Here is an 18715-nt window from a genome sequence, read left to right as displayed (position 1 = left end):
TGCCGCGCCCGACGTCAGCGCCAGAAGCGGCGATGGTGCCGGTGGTGGCGCCAATGGTGACGGTGATGCCAATGGTGGTGCCGCCGGTAGTGACCGTGCATCCGGGGGCGGCCGTTGCCACTGCGTGCGGAGCCCGGCGTCAAGCCGTCGCCCGGGCTGTTCATCTGCGCGAGCTGGATGGGCTCGCTCGCCCGGATGCTCTCGTTAGGCGAAACGGCAGCGGCCTGAGCGCCCAGGCCACCGGCCACGAGCAGGCCGGCCGCGAGCAGCGCGGTGCATATCGTTCTCTTCATCCGTTCTGGGTCCTGTCTGCCTGAAGGGGCCGGCGAGGCAGCCGTGCTCCTGTCAGGCTAACGAACGAAGAGCGCGTTTCAGCGGACGATCGGCTGGAATGTCGCAGGACGCAGATGCGCGCCGCGAGGGGGCGATCCGAGCTCTCGATGCCGCCGGCGCCTATCCTCTGGACGGATGTCGTGAGGCGGAGCCCGGCGTATTTCACGAAGCGTGAGCGTGGGTTATGACGATCCATCTGCCCGCGAGGCCCGCCTTGATCCGCCGCACTGCCCTCTTGGTGTTCACCGTTGCGGTGCTCGCATGGGCGGCGGTGACGGAGCAGGCGGCGGCCGCCCCCCGTGTCGCACTCGTCGTCGGCGTTTCGGCCTACAAGAACGCGGCTGCGCTCCCCAACACCCTCAACGATGCGAACGGCGTCGGTGCGGCGCTGAAGCGGCTCGGCTTCCAGGTGCAGACCGTGCTCGATCCGGATCGGGCCACGCTGGAGGCGTCCGTACGCCGCTTCGGCGATGCGGCCCGGGGGGCGGAGGCCGCTGTATTCTTCTATGCCGGCCATGCGCTCGAAGTGGCCGGCCGCAACTGGCTGCTGCCGGCGAGCATGCAGCTCAAGGAGACGCGGGACCTTCGCTTCGAGGCGCTCGACGTCGACAGCCTGCTCGAACAGACGGACGGCTCGGCCCGCGTCACCCTGCTCTTCCTCGATTCCTGCCGCGACAACCCGTTCCAGAAACGTCTGACCACCGGAGGCCGCGGCATCGAGCGCGGCGGGATGGGCCAGGTCTCCGCGGGGGCCGGAACGCTCGTCGCCTTCGCGACGGCGCCGGGCACGGTCGCCTCCGATGGCGACGGCCCCGACAGCCCGTTCACGACGGCGTTGCTCCGCCATATCGAGACGCCGGGCCTCGAAGTGCGCCAGATGCTCTCGCTCGTGCGGCGCGACGTGAGGCAGGCGACGCGGGGGATGCAGGTCCCATGGGAGAATTCCGCGCTCGAAGGCGAGTTCTTCTTCAAGCCGGGCGTCGTGCCGGCCTCGCAGCAGCCGGCACGCGCGCCGTCGATCGATGCCGATCTGCTCTTCTGGCAGAGCGTCAAGGACAGCACGGAGGCTTCCGATTTCGAAGCCTATCTCGCGCGGTTTCCCTCGGGCACCTTCAGCGACCTCGCCAAGCGTCGCGTCGCCGCCGCGTCGCGCGCGAGCCCGCCGCCCGGCACGTCGACGGTGGCCGCGGTCGCGCCGCCGCCGGCCGCAGCGCCATTTTTCGACACCTTGCAGAAGCGGGTGGCGGTGCTCGCCCCGAACATCACGCGCGTGTCCGAGCGCCTGGGGAGCTACCTCCAGGAGCGCACGCACAAGGCGTTCGCGGTCTCGAACGAGCCACCCGGTACCTGGCGCGTGTCGAGCGCGCAGACCACGCGGGCAGCCGCGATCAGTGCCCTCGAGAGCTGTCAGATCCGGTGGGGCGGGGCCTGCACGCTGGCGGCCGTCGATGACGGCCTCGCCGACATGGATACTTCGGACTGGGTGCGCCAGGTCGCGCAGGAGGTCGGCTATGCCGGCCCGTTCGATCCGGCGCGGATGCCGATCGCGGAGACGCGCCGCACGGGCAACGACGTGGCCGGCTATCGGGCGCTGACGGGGCCGAAGGCGATGGCGATCCATCCGTGGCGCCGGATCTTCGTCGCGGGCGGTGCGAGCCAGCGGGAGGCTGAGATCGCTGCGCTCAAAGCCTGCAACGACGATCCGGTGCGACTGGGCAAGGACGGTCCGTGCTTCCTCTACGCGACCGCTGGCGAGGTGGTCCTCGTCCAGCGCAAAACCGTGCCGATCGCGGAAGCCACGCCCGCAAACCCCGCTCCGACCCCGCCGGCACAAAGTCCCAGTCCGTCGATCGGGTCGACGGCCGCCGCACAGCCTCCGGCGGTCGCGAATGCCGCGGTGGCCTCGCCCGAAACGCAACTGCGCGCGCTCTTCTCCGCCATCGGTCACGATGGCGGCGTGGTGACCAGCTATATGAAGCTCGGCGCGCACAGGGCGCTCGCCGTCCAGGTCGAGAGCGGCCGCACCTTCACATGGAGCCGCGCCGCATCGGATGCGGCGGCCGAACGGTCGGCCCTCGAGGCCTGCCAGCTTCGCTACGGAACGCCCTGCGTTCTGTTCGCGCGTGACGACACCGTCACCACAACCGATCTCAAGACCGCGCCACACCGCGACATGGCGCGCGTCACGCAGGCGCGTGCCTATGCGGCCGACGATGTGCCGTTCGCGCTCCCTCGCCAGGCGCAGGATCGCGCCAACTACGCCGCCGCCGTAAGCCCGAAGGCGATGGCGATCCACGTCCCGAAAGGCGTCTTCTGGGCGACGGGATCGACCAGCGCGGAAGCCCAGGCCAAGGCCTTCGCGGCCTGCAACGACGTCGACTCGCTCTATCCCTGCTTCCTCTACGCCATCGACGACCGCGTCGTGCTGGCGCAGCGCATGACGGAGGTGAAGCGATGATGTCGCCGAGAGCGGTCGCGATGGCCGCCGCGCTCCTGGTGGCCGGCATCGGCAGCGCGTTGGCCCAGGGCGCGATCGAGGAGACGCTCGAAGAGCTCGGCCCGGCCGTGCGTCCGATCCAGGTGAGATCGGTCCTGCCGAAGCAGGTCGATCTGTCGGCGACCGTCCCGCCGCCGCGCAGCCAGGGCGCCACGAAGAGCTGCACCTCCTGGAGCACGGTCTACGGCGCGGCCACGCAGGCCTACCGCCGCACGCATCCGGGCGGGCCGGTGCTCAGCCCGGCCTTCACCTACAACCAAGTCTCCAACGACCCCTATTGCCAGAGTCCGACGCGGATCTCCTCGACGCTCAACATGCTGCGCGACGTCGGGGTGCTGCCGCTCGATGACTACGCCTTCGATGCGGGCTGGTGCGGCCGCCGCCCCTCGGCGGCCGAGCGCTCGGATGCGGCCCGCTACCGGATCAAGAGTTGGCGGGCGCTCGACGGATCGCGGCTCGATCAGGTGAAGACCGAGCTCGCCGAGGGGCGGGTCGTGATCTTCTCGGTGGGAATGGGCGATGCCCTGCGCGCCCATTCAGGTACGGGCGTGTTCCTGAAGGACAGTGAGCCGAAGAGCGGGCACGCCATGCTCGCCGTCGGCTACGACGATGCGCGGCAGGCCTTCCGCATCCAGAATTCCTGGGGCCGAGGTTGGGCCGATGGCGGATATGCTTGGTTCGGCTACGATTACTGGCGCGAGCGGGCGCGGGCGGCTTACGTGATCGATTAGCGCCGTCAGGCAGCCCGGCGGCGCTTGGAGGCCGCGCCCTGGCGGCCATCAGCCGCCTCGTCCTTCTTCGGGGTCAGATCGACCGCCGGCAGCGTGTCCATCACCCGGCTCGCCGGGAAGGTCACGATCACCTCGGTGCCCTCGCGCGGCTTCGACTTCAGCTGGAAGCCGCCGCCATGAAGGTCGACGAGGCCCTTCACGATCGGCAGGCCGAGGCCCGAGCCCTGCTCGGCGGTCTTGATGGCGAGAGAACCGCGGCCGAAGGATGTGAGCACCGTGCCGATCTCGTCCTCGGGAATGCCCGGTCCGGAATCCTTCACGCTGACATACTGGCCGCCGGACGAGGTCCAGCCGACCTTGACGGTGATCTCGCCGCCCTGGGGGGTGAACTTCACGGCGTTGGAGAGAACGTTGAGCACGATCTGCCGAAGCGCGCGCTCATCGGCCCAGAGCCGCGGCATCGACGCGTCGACATGGACGTTGATCGTCTGGTTCTTCCCGCGGGCGCGCAGCGCCATCATGTGCTGGGCTTCCTCGACGGCGGAGGCGAGCGGAACCGCCTCCTCGTTGAGGTCGTAACGGCCGGCCTCGACGCGGGAGAGATCCAGAATCTCGTTGATCAGGTTGAGCAGGTGCATCCCGCTGTCGTGGATGTCGGTAGCGTATTCCTGGTAGGCCGGCGAGGCGTGCGCGCCGAAGATCTCGTTCTTCATCACCTCGGAAAAGCCGAGGATGGCGTTGAGCGGGGTGCGCAGCTCGTGGCTCATCGTGGCGAGGAAGCTCGACTTCGCGAGGTTCGCCTCTTCGGCGCGCTTGCGGGCCTCGTCGGAATTCGCCTTGGCCTGTTCCAGCTCGGCGAAGATCGCGTCCTTCTCCGCACGCGACTGCAGGGCACCCACCGCCGAGGCGTAGAGCCGGCGACCGAGCCCTGCGAAGAAGACCTGGCTACCTACGGCCATCACCACGAGCGGCACCGTGTGGGTGCCCTGCGCGTCGATGAGCAGCGACAGCGCTGCCAGTGTCAGGGGCGCCAGCGCACAGATCGCGGCGAGCGGCACCGTCGCGGCGAGCATCGTCGCCACCGCCGCGACCACGACGAGCCCGAACAGCGAGAAGGTGCGCGCATCCGCGACCGTCAGCGGGATGAGCAGCGCCCAGGTGCTGCTCTGCAGGATCTCGCCGAGCACGAAGTTGCGCCGCCAGCGCTTCATGGCGTTGCTGGCGGTCGCTTCCTTCAGGAAGCGCCGGCACACCATCGTCGTCGCACCCAGCGCCGTGACGACCAGGCCGCAGCCGAGCGCCGCGGTGATCGGAGGCACCCAGATGGTCGAGGCCCCTGCCAGCGTGATGGCGAACATCACCAGCGGGATGGCAGCGTCGGCGCGATACTGCGCGTAGAGCCGCATCAGCTCGAAGTCGAAGGCCCGTTCCAGGCCGCTGGTCGAGGTCAGCCGCTCGCGTGCCGAGCGAAGATCGCGCGACATGCTGCGGCGGCGAGCGACCTCCTCATGGGACGGGCCGCGGCCGCGCTGAACCATCTCCGCGGTCAGTTCGGACATTCGGGTGGGGCTGCGCAGGGAAGCCTCGCGCAAGGCGGGGCCGAAAACGAGAACCCACAGGGTGCGCCGGAACCGTTAAGAACCGCCTGCAGCGATCTCGCGGATTTTCGAGAAATCGCTCGCGATCCGCGGGTTTCTGATGCTTGCGGCACTGAGGCGCATGGATCTCAGGTGAAGGCGCGTCCGACGCCATCCGACCGCCCCGGACCATTGACCGCGAGTCGACTTTTCGGAACGATTCCAGCTTCATGTGCGCTGGCGCACATCGTGTGAGGCGCCCGCAGGCACATCACGTCGGACGCCCCAAAAAAGCGGAGACCGCGATGCTGAAGCTCACCGTCAACGGCGTCTCCCACGACGTCGACGCCGATCCAGAGATGCCGCTGCTCTGGGCCATTCGCGACCGCCTCAACATGACCGGCACCAAATATGGCTGCGGCATCGCGCAGTGCGGTGCCTGCACCGTGCATATGGACGGTCAGCCGGTCCGCTCGTGCCAGACCCGGATCGGGGATGTCGGCGAGGCCAAGATCACCACGATCGAGGGCGTGTCGGGCAAGGTCGCCGAGGCGGTGCAGGGTGCCTGGCGCAACCTCGACGTCGTGCAGTGCGGCTACTGCCAGTCGGGGCAGATCATGTCCGCGATCGGCCTGCTCACGGACAATCCGAAACCGTCCGATGGCGACATCGATGGCGCCATGGAGGGCAACATCTGTCGATGTGGCACCTACCAGCGCATCCGCGCCGCGATCCACGAGGCCGCCCGCACGCTCGGCTGATCGTTCTCACTGCCTTCCCGACATTCTTTGCCGAAGCGGAGCCTGCCATGCTCAAGATTGCCCGGCCCAAAGCCACGCCGTCCCGCCGCGCCTTTCTCGCCGGAGGCGCCGCCGGCGCCATCCTTATCGGCTTCCGGCTCGATCTGAAGAACCCGGCCCATGCGGCGGCCGGCCCGGACCTGTCGAAGGTCCCGGCCCAGCCCAATGCCTTCGTGCGCATCGCCGCCGACGACACCGTCACGGTGATGATCAAGCATCTCGACATGGGCCAGGGCAACACGACCGGCCTCGCCACCATCCTCGCCGACGAGCTCGACGCGGATTGGGCGCAGGTGCGCACGGCCTTCGCGCCCGCCGATGCCGCGCTCTACAACAACCTGCTGATGGGCCCCGTTCAGGGCACCGGCGGCTCGACCGCCATCGCCAATTCCTGGTTCCAGCTGCGCAAGGCCGGCGCCGCGGCCCGCGAGATGCTGGTCACCGCCGCCGCGTCCCAGTGGAAGGTGCCGGCCGGGGAGATCACGGTGGCGAAGGGCGTGGTGCGCCACGCCGCCTCGAACCACGAGGCCCGGTTCGGCCAACTCGCGGAGGCCGCCGCCAGCCTGCCGGTACCGCAGGAGCCGCGCCTGAAGGATCCGAGCGCCTGGACGCTGATCGGCAAGAAGGGCCATCGCCTGGACTCGGTCGCCAAGACCGATGGCAGCGCGATCTACTCCCTCGACATCCGCCGTCCCGGTCAGGTGACCGCGCTCGTCGCTCATCCTCCGCGCTTCGGCGCCACGGTGAAACGGGTCGACGATGCTGCGGCGAAGGCCGTGCCGGGCGTGGTCGCGGTGGTCAAGATCCCCTCCGGCGTCGCCGTGATCGCGCGCGACACCTGGACCGCGAAGAAGGCCCGGGAGGCCTTGAAGGTCGAGTGGGATGACAGCGCCGCCGAGTCGCGTTCGTCGGACAAGATCTTCGCCGAGTACCGCGAGACCGCCAAACGTCCCGGTCTCGTCGCCTCCCAGGCCGGCGATGCCGATGCGGCGATCAAGGGCTCGGTCAAGGTTCTGGAGGCCGAGTTCAGCTTCCCCTATCTGGCGCATGCCGCGATGGAGCCGCTGAACTGCACGATCGAGCGCGCGTCGGACGGCACCTTCGACGTCTATGCCGGCTGCCAGCTTCAGACAGTGGAGCAGGCGGTGGTGGCGGCGACCCTGGGTGTCACGCCGAACAAGGTCCGCCTGCACACGCAATGGGCCGGCGGCTCCTTCGGCCGCCGTGCGACGCCCGGCGCCGACTATTTCGCCGAGGCCGCGAGCATCGTCGCCGCCTGGGACGGCAAGGCGCCGGTCCATCTCGTCTGGACGCGCGAGGACGACATGGCCGGCGGCTATTACCGGCCGACGGTCTACCACACGATCAAGGCTGGCCTCGACGCCAAGGGCGCCGTGACCGGCTGGCGCCACACCATCGTCGGCAAGTCGATCATGATCGGCTCGCCCTTCGAGGCGATGATCGTGAAGAACGGCATCGACGCCACCACCGTCGAGGGCGCCTCAGACACGCCCTACCAGATCCCGGCCTATCGCTTCGACGTGCATAACGGTCGAGAGGGCGTGCCGGTGCTGTGGTGGCGCTCGGTCGGCCACACCCACACCGCGCATGCGATGGAGGTGTTCATCGACGAATTGGCGCATGCTGCCGGCGCCGACCCCGTCGCCTACCGCCTCGGCCTGCTCGGGCGCGCACCCCGGCTCTCGGCGGTGCTCAAGCTCGCCGCGAAGGAGGCCGGCTGGGACCAGAAGCCGACGGAGAAGGGTCGCGGCTACGGCGTCGCCGTGCACGAGAGCTTCGGCTCCTACGTCGCCATGGTCGCCGATGTGACGGCCGGCGACTCGTCGGTGAAGGTCAACCGCATCGTCGCCGCCGTCGATGTCGGCGTGCCGGTGAACCCGGACGTCATCCGGGCTCAGGTCGAGGGGGCGGTCGGCTTCGCGCTCTCCGCGGTTCTGCGCAACCGCATCACGCTGAAGGACGGTGTGGTTCAGGAGACGAATTTCGACAGCTACCAGCCGACCCGGATGCCGGAAATGCCGCAGGTCGAGGTGCACATCATGCCCTCGTCAGAGGCGCCCACCGGAATCGGCGAGCCCGGCGTACCAGTGCTCGCACCCGCGATCTCGAACGCGGTGTTCTCCGCGACCGGGCAGCGCCTGCGCTCGCTGCCGCTCGATCTGACGGGGTTGAAGGGCGCGTGAACGCGTGCGGTTGCACACATCGGCGGCGGCGGGATTGCGCGATGGTGCAGCCCTCTTGAAGGTTTAGACCCCCCAAGTCCCCTGCGGCGTGGCTTCCCGGCCACGCCGCTTTTTCATGCGCCGATGACGTGCCGCCGGCCCACAATGACGGCCGGCCCCATTCAGCCGATACTCTGCCGCTGCCGACGAGTCGGTGGAGGATACCCGGATGACGAAGCGCATCGTGGTGGTCGGCGGCGGCTTCGCCGGATTGTGGGCCGCGGCCGCGGCGTCACGCCTGCGCGACCTTCACGGCGCCGAGGGTGGGCTCGACATCCAACTCGTCGCCCCCGATCCGTTCCACACCATCCGCGTGCGCTGCTACGAAAGCGATCTCGACGGCATCCGCGTGCCGCTCGACGACGTGCTCGTACCGATCGGTGTCCGGCGGTGCGAGGCGCGGGTGGAGCGGATCGATGTGGCTGGGCGCTCGCTCACTTTGCGCGCCGCAGACGGCTCCGGGGAGGAACTGACCTATGATCGGCTGGTCCTCGCCGCGGGGAGCGCCGTGGCTCCGCCGCCGATCCCCGGCTTGGCGGATCACGCCTTCGACGTCGATACCCATGCCGGCGCGGCCCGGCTCGACACGCATCTGCGCTCCCTGTCGAAAGGCCCACAGCGCCCGGGCCGCTGGACCGCAGCCGTGCTCGGCGCGGGCCTCGTCGGGATCGAGATCGCCTGCGAATTGCCGGCGCGCCTCGCCGCTCTGAAGACGACGGCCGGTTCGGATGAGCCGGTCCGTGTGATTCTGATCGAGCGTGGCCCGGAGATCGGCGCCGATATGGGCGCTGGCCGCCCGGCCATCCTCGCGGCTCTGGCGCAGGCCGGCGTCGAGGTCCGGACCCTCACGGCGATCGCCTCGGTCGATGACCAGGGGATCACCTTGGGGAACGGCGAGGCCATCGCGGTCGGCACGGTCATCTGTGCGACCGGCCTGCGCGCGAGCCCGCTGGCCGAGCAGATCGCCGCGCCCCGCGATGCCCTCGGCCGCCTCGGGGTCGATGCCTACCTCGCGGTGGAGGGTGTGCCCGGCATCTACGCGGCAGGCGACATCGCTCGCGCGGTTGCAGACGAGGCGGGGCACGCGACGGTGATGTCCTGTCAGCACGCCCGGCCGATGGGCCGCCTCGCGGGGCACAACGCGGCCTGCGATCTCCTCGGCATTCCCGCCGAGCGCATCGCCTTTTCCGCGCCCGACTACGTTACCGTGCTCGATCTCGGCCCCTGGGGCGCGGCCTATACCAGCGGATGGCAGCGCGATGTCCTCGTCGCCTCCGGTGAGGAGGCCAAGCGGGTCAAGACGGTGATCAACCGCCAGCGCATCTATCCGCCCGGCGGTCGCGACGCGATCCTCGCGGCCGCCGCACCGATCGTCCAGAGCCGCCCGGCCGCGCCACAGGCCACGTGATCGGTTGCCGCACCGGCGAAGCGCCCATCGTCTTGGGGCGCCGGACAACCCATGTCCCGGTGATGCCCGCCCCCGTGCCTTTCGAGAGGACAGCCGCACGCCTGCGCGCCTGCCGGATCTGTCGCGACGACCCGCTTTACGGGGCGCCCCTGCCGCAGGAGCCGCGGCCGATCATTCAAGGGTCGGGCACGGCGCGGCTGTGCATCGCGAGCCAGGCGCCGGGCAACCGCGCGCATCGTTCCGGCGTGCCGTTCAAGGACCCCTCCGGCGTGCGCCTGCGCGATTGGCTCGGGCTCGACGAGACGGAGTTTTACGATGCCACCCGCCTCGCGATCGTGCCGATGGGCTCGTGCTTCCCGGGGCTCGACGCCAAGGGCGGCGACCGGCCGCCGCGGCGGGAATGCGCGGAACGCTGGCGCGAGGAACTGTTCGCAGGCCTGCCGAACCTGGAGTTGATTCTGTTGATCGGCCAATATGCGCAGGGTTGGCATCTCGGGCGTCTCGAGGGCGGCCTGACCGGGACCGTGCGGCGCTGGCGCGAGATCCTCGCCGAACCGCGCCGGCCGCGCATCCTGCCGCTGCCTCATCCCTCCTGGCGCAACAACGGTTGGCTGAAGGCGCAGCCCTGGTTCGAGACCGAGCTCTTGCCGGTGCTCAAGGCCGAGGTCGCGCGGGTGATGGGGGCGCCGCCCGCGGCATTGACAGCTCCAGCCGACCCGTGATGGTGCCGCCAACCTTCAACCGGGACCGCCGATGCCCGAGCTACAAGATCCCCGCGACCGCCTGATCGTTGCCCTCGACCTCGCCGACGTGGCGGCGGCCGAGGCGTTGGTCGAACGCATCGGTGATGCTGCGACCTTCTACAAGATCGGCTACCGGCTCGGTTACGCTGGCGGTCTCGACTTCGCGGCGCGGCTCGCCCGGCGCGGGCTCAAGACCTTCCTCGATCTCAAGCTTCACGACATCGGCAATACCGTGGAGGAGGGGGTGCGCTCGCTCGCCGGTCACGGCGCGACCTTCCTGACCGTACACGCCTATCCGCAGACGATGCGCGCCGCGGTGCGGGGCGCCGCCGGCAGCGGTCTCAAGATCCTGGCCGTAACCGTGCTCACCTCCTACGACGAGAACGATGCGCGCGAGGCCGGCTACGCCTTGCCTGTGCCCGAACTCGTCGCGCTGCGCGCCCGGCAGGCCGCGGAAGCCGGGATCGACGGCATCGTCTGCAGCGCGGTCGAGGCCATCTCGGTGCGGCGCGAGATCGGTCCCGACCGGCTCATCGTCACGCCGGGAATTCGCCCGGCCGGTGCGGATCTCGGCGATCAGAAGCGGGTGATGACGCCGGGCGAGGCGCGGGCGGCGGGCATCGACCATGTCGTGGTCGGCCGTCCAATCACCGGAGCGGCAGATCCGCGCGCGGTGGCGCAAGCGATCGTCGCAGAGATGGCGTGATATCGGCAGCTTTCTTGGGGCAGCGATCCGAGGCCGCGCGAGGGCTCAGCGTTCCGCGAACCGGCTGCGGCGGGCCTGGATCGTATTGGACGCTTCGGGCGGCGCTGCGGTCGGTTCCGGCGTCTCCTTCGCAGCCGGCTGCTTGAGCTTGCCGACCTGCTCGATGGTCACGCCGACATACTCGCCACGGCGCCACGCCACCTTTACCGCGCAGACGAAATCGCGGCCGAGCACCTTGAACTTGAAGTGATCGGGAAGCTCTATCTTGCTCGGCACGCCGAGCCGCGCACCGGATTTCGATACGTCCTTGACCGTGCAGGGGATCTCCGTCCCATCGGCGAGCCGGATCATCGCGATCCAGTTGGTCTCCCGACGCTCTTCGGCCCGTGTGATCATTTCCGCCCGAAGATCGAGGCATCCTTTTTGGAATTTACATTCTCACTCCTAGGAATGCGTAAACGTCAGATTGCCCTCGTGCAGGCCTTTCAGCGGCGGCCGCGCGGGCGCTGGGCCACGATCCGGTCGTGCAGCGAGGCGGAGCCGTCGCGCAGCCGATAAAGCTGTGCCGGCCGGTGCCGGCCGCCCTTCCGAAAGCCGTCCGGCACCGCCTCGATCAGGTTCATCTCGTCCATGCGCTTGCGGAACACGCTCTGGTCGAGGGCGAGGCCGAGCACGCGCTCGTAGACGTCCTGCAACTCCGGCAGCGTGAAGGTCTCGGGCAGCAGGAAACCCGGCAAGTTCGAATAGCTCGTCTTGGCGCGCAGGCGTTCCACCGCTCGCGCTACGATCGCTGCGTGATCGAAGGCCAATTGCGGAAGCGCGTCGACCGGCGCGAGCCGGCCCACCACACCTGTCAGCCGCGCCTCCGGGACGAGTGCGTAATAGACGACGCTGGCCGACCAGCCACGTGGGTCACGAGCGGATCCCGATACCGTGCAGAGCTGCTCGAGGAAGAACCTCGCCCCGCCAATGCCGAGCTTGGCCGCGAGCACGCGCCGCGCCGCCGCTTCGAGATCGGCATCCTCGTCGGCGTGGACATAGCCGCCGGGCAAGGCCGCCACGCCCTCGAAGGGCGCGGTATCGCGCATCAGCAGCGCCACGCTGAGGCCAGCCGCCGGCACATCGCTCGGCAAGGTCAGCAGCACGCAGTCGATCGTCAGGATCACGGGCGGGAAGTCGTCCGGCATGCGCACGTCTTACCCCATCCCTCCGGGAGTGCCAGCTGCCACATCTTTGTTATTTGCAAATAACAAAGATGTGGCGTATCAAGCGGTACGGCATGAGGCCGGACAGCAAGGAGGTCGCAATGGGACACGGACGATGGAGCACCGCCGATTGGCGGGATTGGGCGGGCCGCAACACGGCCGGCCGGAGCCGGGAGGAGATCTTCACGAGCCGCGGATTGCTGCCGGAATACGACCCGGCGCGCATCCGCATGAGGGAATCGCGCGACGGGCCGGATAACGCGGCCTCGACGCCGATCGTGCTGGCGAGCGACGTCACCGGCAGCCTCGGCGAAGTCGCGCGCATCCTGATGCAGGACAAGCTCGGGGTACTGGTCTCGGAGATCCTGGCCCGCAAGCCGGTGAGCGATCCGCACATCATGGCGATAGCGGTGGGTGATGCTACTTGCGATCGCGCCCCGCTGCAGGCGACGCAGTTCGAGGCCGACATCCGGCTCGCCGAGCAGATGCGTCAGCTCTTCGTCGAAGGCGGCGGCGGCGGCAATGGCGGCGAGAGCTATGCGCTGCCCTGGCTGTTCTGCGGCACCAAGACCGCGACCGACTCCTTCGAGAAGCGGGGCAAGCGCGGCTACCTGTTCTCCTTCGGAGACGAGCCGATCCTGCCTTACGTCACCCGCGAGGAAGCAGCGCAGTTCCTCGGCATCCGCCTGGAGCGCGACGCGACCGCCGCCGAATGCCTGGGCCTGGCCCAGCGCAGCTACGACGTCTTCCACGTCATCCTGCGCGAGGGCTTTTCGGCGACGGATGGTGGCTTCCACAAGGCGTTGCGGACCTGGCAGCCGCTGCTCGGGCGCAGGCTGCTGATCCTCGACGATTACCGCAATCTCGCCGAGCTCGTCGTCTCGGCGATCCAGGTCGCGGAGGGCGTCGACCCAGACGATGCGGCCTCATCCTGGACGAATGCCTCGGCCGCGGCCTCTGTTCGGGCGGCCCTGGCACCGCCATCGCCCGGCTTTTTCGGCACCTGGTTCCGCTGAGGGGAGGAGAGCATGAGCACAGCAGAGCGCGCACCCGCCTTCGCGGTGATCGGGGCGGGCTATGGCGACGAGGGCAAGGGCGTCGTCACCGACGCCCTTGCCGACCGCCTCGGCGCAGGCACGGTGGTGATCCGGCATAATGGCGGTGCCCAGGCCGGGCATACCGTGACCACGCCGGATGGGCGCCGCCACGTCTTCCACCATGTCGGGTCGGGAAGCTTTGCCGGCGCATCGACCTTCCTGTCCCGGCATTTTGCATCGAACCCGATCGTGCTCGCCGGGGAGATCGCGGCGCTCGCGCAGCTCGGTGTCGCGCCCCGCATCCGGGCAGACGAGCGCGGGCTGCTGACCACGCCCTGGGACATGATGATCAACCAGTTCGTGGAGGAGGCGCGCGGCGGCGGTCGTCACGGCTCCTGCGGGCTCGGTTTCGGCGAGACGATCGAGCGGAACCTGAACCCGGCCTTCGCCACCGATCTCGCCATGCTGCGCGGGGATCTCGGGCGTCTGCGCGACCGCTTCGACCGCATCCGCCGCCAATGGGTGCCGGCGCGCCTGACGCGGCTCGGCCATCCCGGCCTGTACCTGCGCCACCGCGACCTGATCCTGTCGGAGGAGGGGCTGGAGCGCGCGGTCGCGCTCGCGGTCGGCATGCTGGCGCATGTCGATCTGGCCGGCCGGCCATCGGAGGCCGTGGCCGCCGATACGCCCGTCATCTTCGAGGGCGCGCAGGGGCTGATGCTCGACCAGGATCGCGGCGCCTTCCCGCACGTCACCCGCTCGAACACGGGGCTCGCCAATGTGCTCGATGTGGCCGGCGAACTCGGCTTTGGCCGGCTCCAGGCCGTCTACGCCACCCGCGCCTACGTCACCCGCCACGGGGCCGGCCCGCTCGCCCACGAGCAGGTAGCGCCGCCGAGCCCGCTTTTCGCGGATGCCACCAATCGGCCCAACCCCTGGCAGGGGCAGCTTCGCTTCGGCCGGCTCGACCTCGACGTTCTCGGCGGTGCCATCCGGGCCGATCTCTCCGACGCGGAAGGTCGGCTGCAGGTCGAACCGCGCCTCGCGATGACCTGCCTCGATCAGTTCGAGGGCAGGCCGGTCTCTTGGATGAGCGGAGGCTGCACCGTCCAAGGGCCTGCCGAACGGCTCGCCGAGGCCGCAGCGGCAATGGTTTCCGATGGAAACCTTCCGCTATCGAGCTATGGCCCGAGCCGAACGACGCTTTGCAATCTCGCCGCCGAGGTGAAGGCCTGACGGCTCATCGCCAATTGATGTGTGCTCGCGCACGGCAAGATGTCTTGCCGCATTGGGCCTGCCGGTGGGATGTCATCGCTCGGCCGCAATGAGTGCAAAGGTTGGGTGCGCCTCGGCGAAAATCCCGTCGGACAGAGGATTGCGTGATCGGTGACAGGTTCGCATCGCGTCTCGGCGCGATCGTCATGCTCGGGCTCGCGCTGGTGCTGCCGGCCGCGGCGCGCCCGCGTGTCACCGAGGCGACCTACGCAACCGCAGCGGAGGGCCTGATCGAGCCCTACCTGCAATCCGGCCTGTTTTCCGGCACGATCCTGGTGGCGAAAGACGGCAAGCCGGTCTTCCGCCGCGCCTACGGCCTCGCCAATCGCGAATGGAACGCGGCCAACACCCTCGACACGCATTTCCGTATCGGATCTCTCACCAAGCCGTTCACTGCGGCGGCGATCCTGAAGCTCGTAGAGGCCGGCAAGCTCAAGCTGGACGACCGTATCCGCCAGTTCGTGCCCAGTGCGCCAGCTTCCTGGGACCACGTCACCCTGCGGCACCTGCTCAGCCACACCTCCGGCATCATCAACTACACGGCGCTGCCGGACTACTACGCCAAGATCTCCCGCCTCGAACGCTCACCGCAGGAAATCATCGCGCTGGTCGAGAACGAGCCCCTGCTCTTCGAGCCGGGGACGCGGATGGAGTACAGCAACACCGGCTACGTGCTGCTCGGCATGGCGATCGAGGCGGCGACCGGCCAGCCCTATGCGCAATACATCCGCGACACCTTCCTCACGCCGCTGGCGCTGACGGAGACGGGCTACGACGACGTCAGCTTGGTGCTGCCGCGCCGAGCCTCGGGCTACCGCTTCGGCCAGGCGCATTGGCGCAACGCGCCGGCCATGGCCTCCAGCATCGCCTATGCCGCCGGCGGCCTCTATTCCACGGCCGACGACCTGCTCGCCTGGAGCCGTGCGCTGTTCGGAGGAAAGGTGCTTTCGGCCGCCTCGCTCGCCGAGATGACCGACGATGGCGGTCGCGGCTACGGGCTTGGCTGGTATGTCGGCAAGGCGCATGAGCGCCGGGTGTGGTCGCACGGGGGCGCCGTGTCCGGCTTCCTCTCCATGATCGACCATTATCCCGATGACGGGCTCGACGTGATCGTGCTCGCCAACAACGAGAATGCGCCCGCGCAGAAGATCGCCCGCGAACTCTCCGCGCTCTGGCTCGGCGTGCTCGATCCGCCCGACTCGATCGTCCTCGAGGATGTGATCCTCGATCGCTATGCCGGCACCTATCGGCTCGGGCCGCGCTTCTTCCTGACCATCACCCGCGAGCATGGACGCCTCCTCTCGAAGGGGACGGGGGAGCCGGCCGTGCTGTTCCTTCCCGAGAGCGACCGCACCTTCGTCTCGCCAGCGATCGATGCCCGCATCACCCTGGACACCGAGCCGGACGGGCGCCCGAACGGCCTGATTTTCCATCAGGCGGGACGCGACCGCATCGCGCCGAGGATCGCTCCCGAGGAGGCGGATCGCATCCTCGCCCAACCACGGCCGCTCCGTCACGAGGTCGCGGTCGACCGCGCGCGCCTGCGCCGGCTCACCGGCCGCTACGACCTCGGCCCGAACGCCGTGCTGACCGTCAGTTTCGAGAACGGCCGCCTTTATGCCCAGGCCACAGGCCAGCCCCGCAGCGAGGTTTTCGCGGAGAACGAACGGGAGTTCTTCCTCAAGACGGTCGATGCCCAGTTGAGCTTCGAACTCGATGGCGGGGGGCGCGCCACGGGCCTCGTCCTGCATCGGAACGGTCTCGACACACCCGCCCACCGCATCGAGCCGGATCAGGCTTCCACGAAGAAGCCGGCCAGGACGCAGACCCGCTGAGGGCGCGCCGCCAGGTGTCGCCATCATCCCGGAACAGGCGTAGAAGACGCTCCCGCAAGCGGCACCCAGGCGGATTTCTGCCTTGAGAAAAAGCCGTTATCGGACAATGACTTGCGGGGTGCGGCGCGGGGTTGGCCTAAAGTCCACCTTGATTTGAGGCACCGGCTGGATTTGTCTCCCGCAACAAAGCCGCCAAAGAGCCACACGGAGGAATGCCGATGAACAAGCCGGAATTTTTGGCTGACGCCAAGACCAAGTCGCCCTTTTCGCCGCGCTACGACAATTTTATCGGCGGCAAGTGGGTCGCCCCCGCGGCCGGCCGCTACTTCGAGAACACCTCGCCGATCACCGGCAAGGTCATCTGCGAGGTCGCCCGCTCCGACGCGCAGGACATCGACAAGGCGCTCGACGCCGCGCATGCCGCCAAGGATGCCTGGGCCCGCACCGCGCCGGCCGAACGCGCCCGCATCCTCAACAGGATCGCCGACCGGATGGAGGAAAACCTCGATCTGATCGCGCTGGCCGAGACCTGGGACAACGGCAAGCCGATCCGCGAGACGGTGAATGCCGACATCCCGCTCGCCATCGACCATTTCCGTTACTTCGCCGGCTGTGTCCGCGCGCAGGAAGGTTCGATCTCCGAGATCGACCACGACACGGTGGCCTACCACTTCCACGAGCCGCTCGGCGTCGTCGGCCAGATCATCCCGTGGAACTTCCCGATCCTGATGGCCGTGTGGAAGGTCGCCCCGGCGCTCGCCGCCGGCAACTGCATCGTGCTGAAGCCCGCAGAGCAGACCCCGGCCTCGATCCTGGTCGTCCTGGAACTGATCGCCGACATCCTGCCGCCCGGCACGCTGAACGTCGTCAACGGCTTCGGCCTCGAAGCCGGCAAGCCGCTGGCCTCTTCGCCCCGCATCGCCAAGATCGCCTTCACCGGTGAGACGACCACGGGTCGCCTCATCATGCAGTACGCCTCGCAGAACCTGATCCCGGTCACGCTGGAGCTGGGCGGCAAGTCGCCGAACATCTTCTTCTCGGACGTGGCGAACGAGGACGACGACTTCTTCGACAAGGCCCTCGAGGGCTTCACGATGTTCGCCCTCAACCAGGGTGAGGTCTGCACCTGCCCGAGCCGCGCGCTCGTGCACGAGAAGATCTACGACCGCTTCATGGAGCGCGCCATCAAGCGCGTCGAGGCGATCACCCAGGGCTCGCCGCTCGATCCGGCGACCATGATCGGCGCCCAGGCCTCCTCGGAGCAGCTCGAGAAGATCCTGAGCTACGTCGACATCGGCAAGCAGGAAGGCGCGCAGTGCCTCACCGGCGGCGCCCGCGGCAACCGCGACGGTGATCTGGCGGAAGGCTTCTACATGCAGCCGACCGTGTTCAAGGGCCACAACAAGATGCGGATCTTCCAGGAGGAGATCTTCGGCCCGGTTCTCTCCGTCGCCACCTTCAAGGACGACGAAGAGGCGCTCTCGATCGCCAACGACACGCTCTACGGCCTCGGCGCCGGCGTCTGGACCCGCGACGGGACCCGCGCCTACCGCTTCGGCCGCGCCATCCAGGCCGGCCGCGTCTGGACGAACTGCTACCACGCCTACCCGGCCCACGCGGCCTTCGGCGGCTACAAGCAGTCCGGCATCGGCCGCGAGACCCACAAGATGATGCTCGACCATTACCAGCAGACCAAGAACATGCTGGTGTCCTACTCCGCGAAGAAGCTCGGCTTCTTCTAGGAGGCGTTTCCTCCCGCACCTCCGACCCCGGCTGAAAGGCCGGGGTTTTTTGTTTGAAGCGCTCCGCTCTCCGTCCGACGCAGCGTGGAATTCGACGCCGAACGCCTCACATAACAACAGAACAGCTTAGGGAGACGACCTCATGACTGAACAGGCCACGAGCCCCGTCGAAGCCGCCGAGCCGGTGACCGCCGAACAGGCCGACAATGCCGGCACGCCGCTGCGCGTGACGGCAACGCCGGCCGCACTGGAGCTCATCGAAGAGCTTAAGGCGGATTACGGTCCGGTGATGTTCCACCAGTCGGGCGGCTGCTGCGATGGCTCGTCGCCGATGTGCTACCCCGTCGGCGACTTCATCACGAGTGACGGAGACGTGCATCTCGGCCAGGTCGCCGGGGCGGATTTCTTCATCTCGCGCTCGCAGTTCGGCGTCTGGCAGCACACCCACATCATCCTCGACGTGGTGCCGGGCCGCGGCGGCATGTTCTCGCTGGAGAACGGCCGCGAGAAGCGTTTCCACATCCGCTCGCGCCTGTTCAGCCAGGCCGAGAACGATGCGCTCGCCGGCGCCTGCCAGATCTGA

General features: G+C 68.6%; 15 protein-coding genes and 1 pseudogene. 12 read left to right on the top strand and 4 right to left on the bottom strand.

Features of this window, described 5'->3' with window-relative positions; all coding sequences use genetic code 11:
• Positions 1-14: 14 nt before the first annotated feature.
• A complete protein-coding gene (locus HCU64_RS03000) occupies positions 15-293 on the bottom strand; it encodes a hypothetical protein (protein ID WP_233382293.1) in 279 nt (92 codons plus the stop codon).
• A 254-nt stretch (positions 294-547) separates the two neighbouring features.
• Here HCU64_RS03000 and HCU64_RS02995 point away from each other — a divergent pair, with 254 nt between their 5' ends.
• Both HCU64_RS02995 and HCU64_RS02990 read left to right on the top strand, forming a co-directional pair.
• Positions 548-2791 carry a caspase family protein gene (locus HCU64_RS02995; protein ID WP_233382292.1) on the top strand — a complete coding sequence of 748 codons (2244 nt, stop codon included), beginning with the start codon at positions 548-550 and terminating at the stop codon, positions 2789-2791.
• Positions 2788-3561 (top strand): C1 family peptidase, encoded by a 774-nt coding sequence (locus HCU64_RS02990; protein ID WP_233382291.1) that lies wholly within the window; start codon positions 2788-2790, stop codon positions 3559-3561. The genes HCU64_RS02995 and HCU64_RS02990 overlap by 4 nt, the downstream gene beginning before the upstream one ends.
• 5 nt (positions 3562-3566) lie before the next feature.
• On the opposite strand, the gene HCU64_RS02985 is transcribed toward HCU64_RS02990, so the two are convergent.
• Positions 3567-5120 carry a sensor histidine kinase gene (locus tag HCU64_RS02985; RefSeq protein ID WP_233382290.1) on the bottom strand — a complete coding sequence of 518 codons (1554 nt, stop codon included), beginning with the start codon at positions 5118-5120 and terminating at the stop codon, positions 3567-3569.
• 323 nt (positions 5121-5443) lie between these two features.
• Here HCU64_RS02985 and HCU64_RS02980 point away from each other — a divergent pair.
• From HCU64_RS02980 to pyrF, 5 genes and pseudogenes are all read left to right on the top strand, one after another.
• Positions 5444-5893 (top strand): annotated as a pseudogene (locus tag HCU64_RS02980) ((2Fe-2S)-binding protein); the annotation flags it as partial.
• Between the two features lie 53 nt (positions 5894-5946).
• Positions 5947-8142, top strand: coding sequence for a xanthine dehydrogenase family protein molybdopterin-binding subunit (locus HCU64_RS02975; protein WP_233382288.1), 2196 nt, complete (start codon positions 5947-5949; stop codon positions 8140-8142).
• 208 nt (positions 8143-8350) lie between these two features.
• Positions 8351-9589 (top strand): NAD(P)/FAD-dependent oxidoreductase, encoded by a 1239-nt coding sequence (locus HCU64_RS02970; RefSeq protein WP_233382287.1) that lies wholly within the window; start codon positions 8351-8353, stop codon positions 9587-9589.
• Positions 9590-9651: 62 nt separating this feature from the next.
• On the top strand, positions 9652-10311 hold the full coding sequence (locus tag HCU64_RS02965) for a uracil-DNA glycosylase family protein (protein WP_233382892.1): 660 nt from the start codon (positions 9652-9654) through the stop codon (positions 10309-10311).
• A 31-nt stretch (positions 10312-10342) separates the two neighbouring features.
• Entirely contained in the window at positions 10343-11038 is a 696-nt protein-coding gene (gene pyrF, locus HCU64_RS02960) for an orotidine-5'-phosphate decarboxylase (protein ID WP_233382286.1), read from the top strand.
• A gap of 45 nt (positions 11039-11083) precedes the next feature.
• On the opposite strand, the gene HCU64_RS02955 is transcribed toward pyrF, so the two are convergent.
• Complete coding sequence (locus tag HCU64_RS02955; protein WP_233382285.1) at positions 11084-11434, bottom strand: PilZ domain-containing protein; 351 nt, start codon at positions 11432-11434, stop codon at positions 11084-11086.
• Positions 11435-11523: 89 nt separating this feature from the next.
• Positions 11524-12225 (bottom strand): NUDIX hydrolase, encoded by a 702-nt coding sequence (locus HCU64_RS02950; protein WP_233382284.1) that lies wholly within the window; start codon positions 12223-12225, stop codon positions 11524-11526.
• Positions 12226-12344: 119 nt separating this feature from the next.
• On the opposite strand from HCU64_RS02950, the gene HCU64_RS02945 reads away from it, so the two are divergent.
• The 5 genes from HCU64_RS02945 (at position 12345) to HCU64_RS02925 (ending at position 18715) form a co-directional block, all read left to right on the top strand.
• Complete coding sequence (locus HCU64_RS02945) at positions 12345-13259, top strand: hypothetical protein (protein ID WP_233382283.1); 915 nt, start codon at positions 12345-12347, stop codon at positions 13257-13259.
• A 12-nt stretch (positions 13260-13271) separates the two neighbouring features.
• Positions 13272-14516 (top strand): adenylosuccinate synthetase, encoded by a 1245-nt coding sequence (locus HCU64_RS02940; protein ID WP_233382282.1) that lies wholly within the window; start codon positions 13272-13274, stop codon positions 14514-14516.
• 143 nt (positions 14517-14659) lie between these two features.
• Complete coding sequence (locus HCU64_RS02935) at positions 14660-16390, top strand: serine hydrolase (protein ID WP_233382281.1); 1731 nt, start codon at positions 14660-14662, stop codon at positions 16388-16390.
• A 218-nt stretch (positions 16391-16608) separates the two neighbouring features.
• Entirely contained in the window at positions 16609-18132 is a 1524-nt protein-coding gene (gene adh, locus HCU64_RS02930; RefSeq protein ID WP_233382280.1) for an aldehyde dehydrogenase, read from the top strand.
• Positions 18133-18274: 142 nt separating this feature from the next.
• Positions 18275-18715: a DUF779 domain-containing protein gene (locus HCU64_RS02925; protein WP_233382279.1), complete on the top strand. Its 441-nt coding sequence runs from the start codon at positions 18275-18277 to the stop codon at positions 18713-18715.

This window comes from Methylobacterium sp. C25 (genome assembly GCF_021352225.1).
In the GTDB taxonomy this organism is placed as follows: Bacteria; Pseudomonadota; Alphaproteobacteria; order Rhizobiales; family Beijerinckiaceae; genus Methylobacterium.
The sequence above is the reverse complement of the archived record's forward strand: the minus strand, read 5'-3'. Positions and strand labels throughout refer to the sequence as shown.

What these genes read in the sequence shown, in the direction of transcription:
- HCU64_RS03000 (WP_233382293.1), bottom strand. Translation starts at nt 293, where the DNA reads ATGAAGAGAACGATATGCACCGCGCTGCTCGCGGCCGGCCTGCTCGTG.
- HCU64_RS02990 (WP_233382291.1), top strand. Translation starts at nt 2,788, where the DNA reads ATGATGTCGCCGAGAGCGGTCGCGATGGCCGCCGCGCTCCTGGTGGCC.
- HCU64_RS02985 (WP_233382290.1), bottom strand. Translation starts at nt 5,120, where the DNA reads ATGTCCGAACTGACCGCGGAGATGGTTCAGCGCGGCCGCGGCCCGTCC.
- HCU64_RS02975 (WP_233382288.1), top strand. Translation starts at nt 5,947, where the DNA reads ATGCTCAAGATTGCCCGGCCCAAAGCCACGCCGTCCCGCCGCGCCTTT.
- HCU64_RS02970 (WP_233382287.1), top strand. Translation starts at nt 8,351, where the DNA reads ATGACGAAGCGCATCGTGGTGGTCGGCGGCGGCTTCGCCGGATTGTGG.
- HCU64_RS02965 (WP_233382892.1), top strand. Translation starts at nt 9,652, where the DNA reads ATGCCCGCCCCCGTGCCTTTCGAGAGGACAGCCGCACGCCTGCGCGCC.
- pyrF (WP_233382286.1), top strand. Translation starts at nt 10,343, where the DNA reads ATGCCCGAGCTACAAGATCCCCGCGACCGCCTGATCGTTGCCCTCGAC.
- HCU64_RS02955 (WP_233382285.1), bottom strand. Translation starts at nt 11,434, where the DNA reads ATGATCACACGGGCCGAAGAGCGTCGGGAGACCAACTGGATCGCGATG.
- HCU64_RS02950 (WP_233382284.1), bottom strand. Translation starts at nt 12,225, where the DNA reads ATGCCGGACGACTTCCCGCCCGTGATCCTGACGATCGACTGCGTGCTG.
- HCU64_RS02945 (WP_233382283.1), top strand. Translation starts at nt 12,345, where the DNA reads ATGGGACACGGACGATGGAGCACCGCCGATTGGCGGGATTGGGCGGGC.
- HCU64_RS02940 (WP_233382282.1), top strand. Translation starts at nt 13,272, where the DNA reads ATGAGCACAGCAGAGCGCGCACCCGCCTTCGCGGTGATCGGGGCGGGC.
- adh (WP_233382280.1), top strand. Translation starts at nt 16,609, where the DNA reads ATGAACAAGCCGGAATTTTTGGCTGACGCCAAGACCAAGTCGCCCTTT.
- HCU64_RS02925 (WP_233382279.1), top strand. Translation starts at nt 18,275, where the DNA reads ATGACTGAACAGGCCACGAGCCCCGTCGAAGCCGCCGAGCCGGTGACC.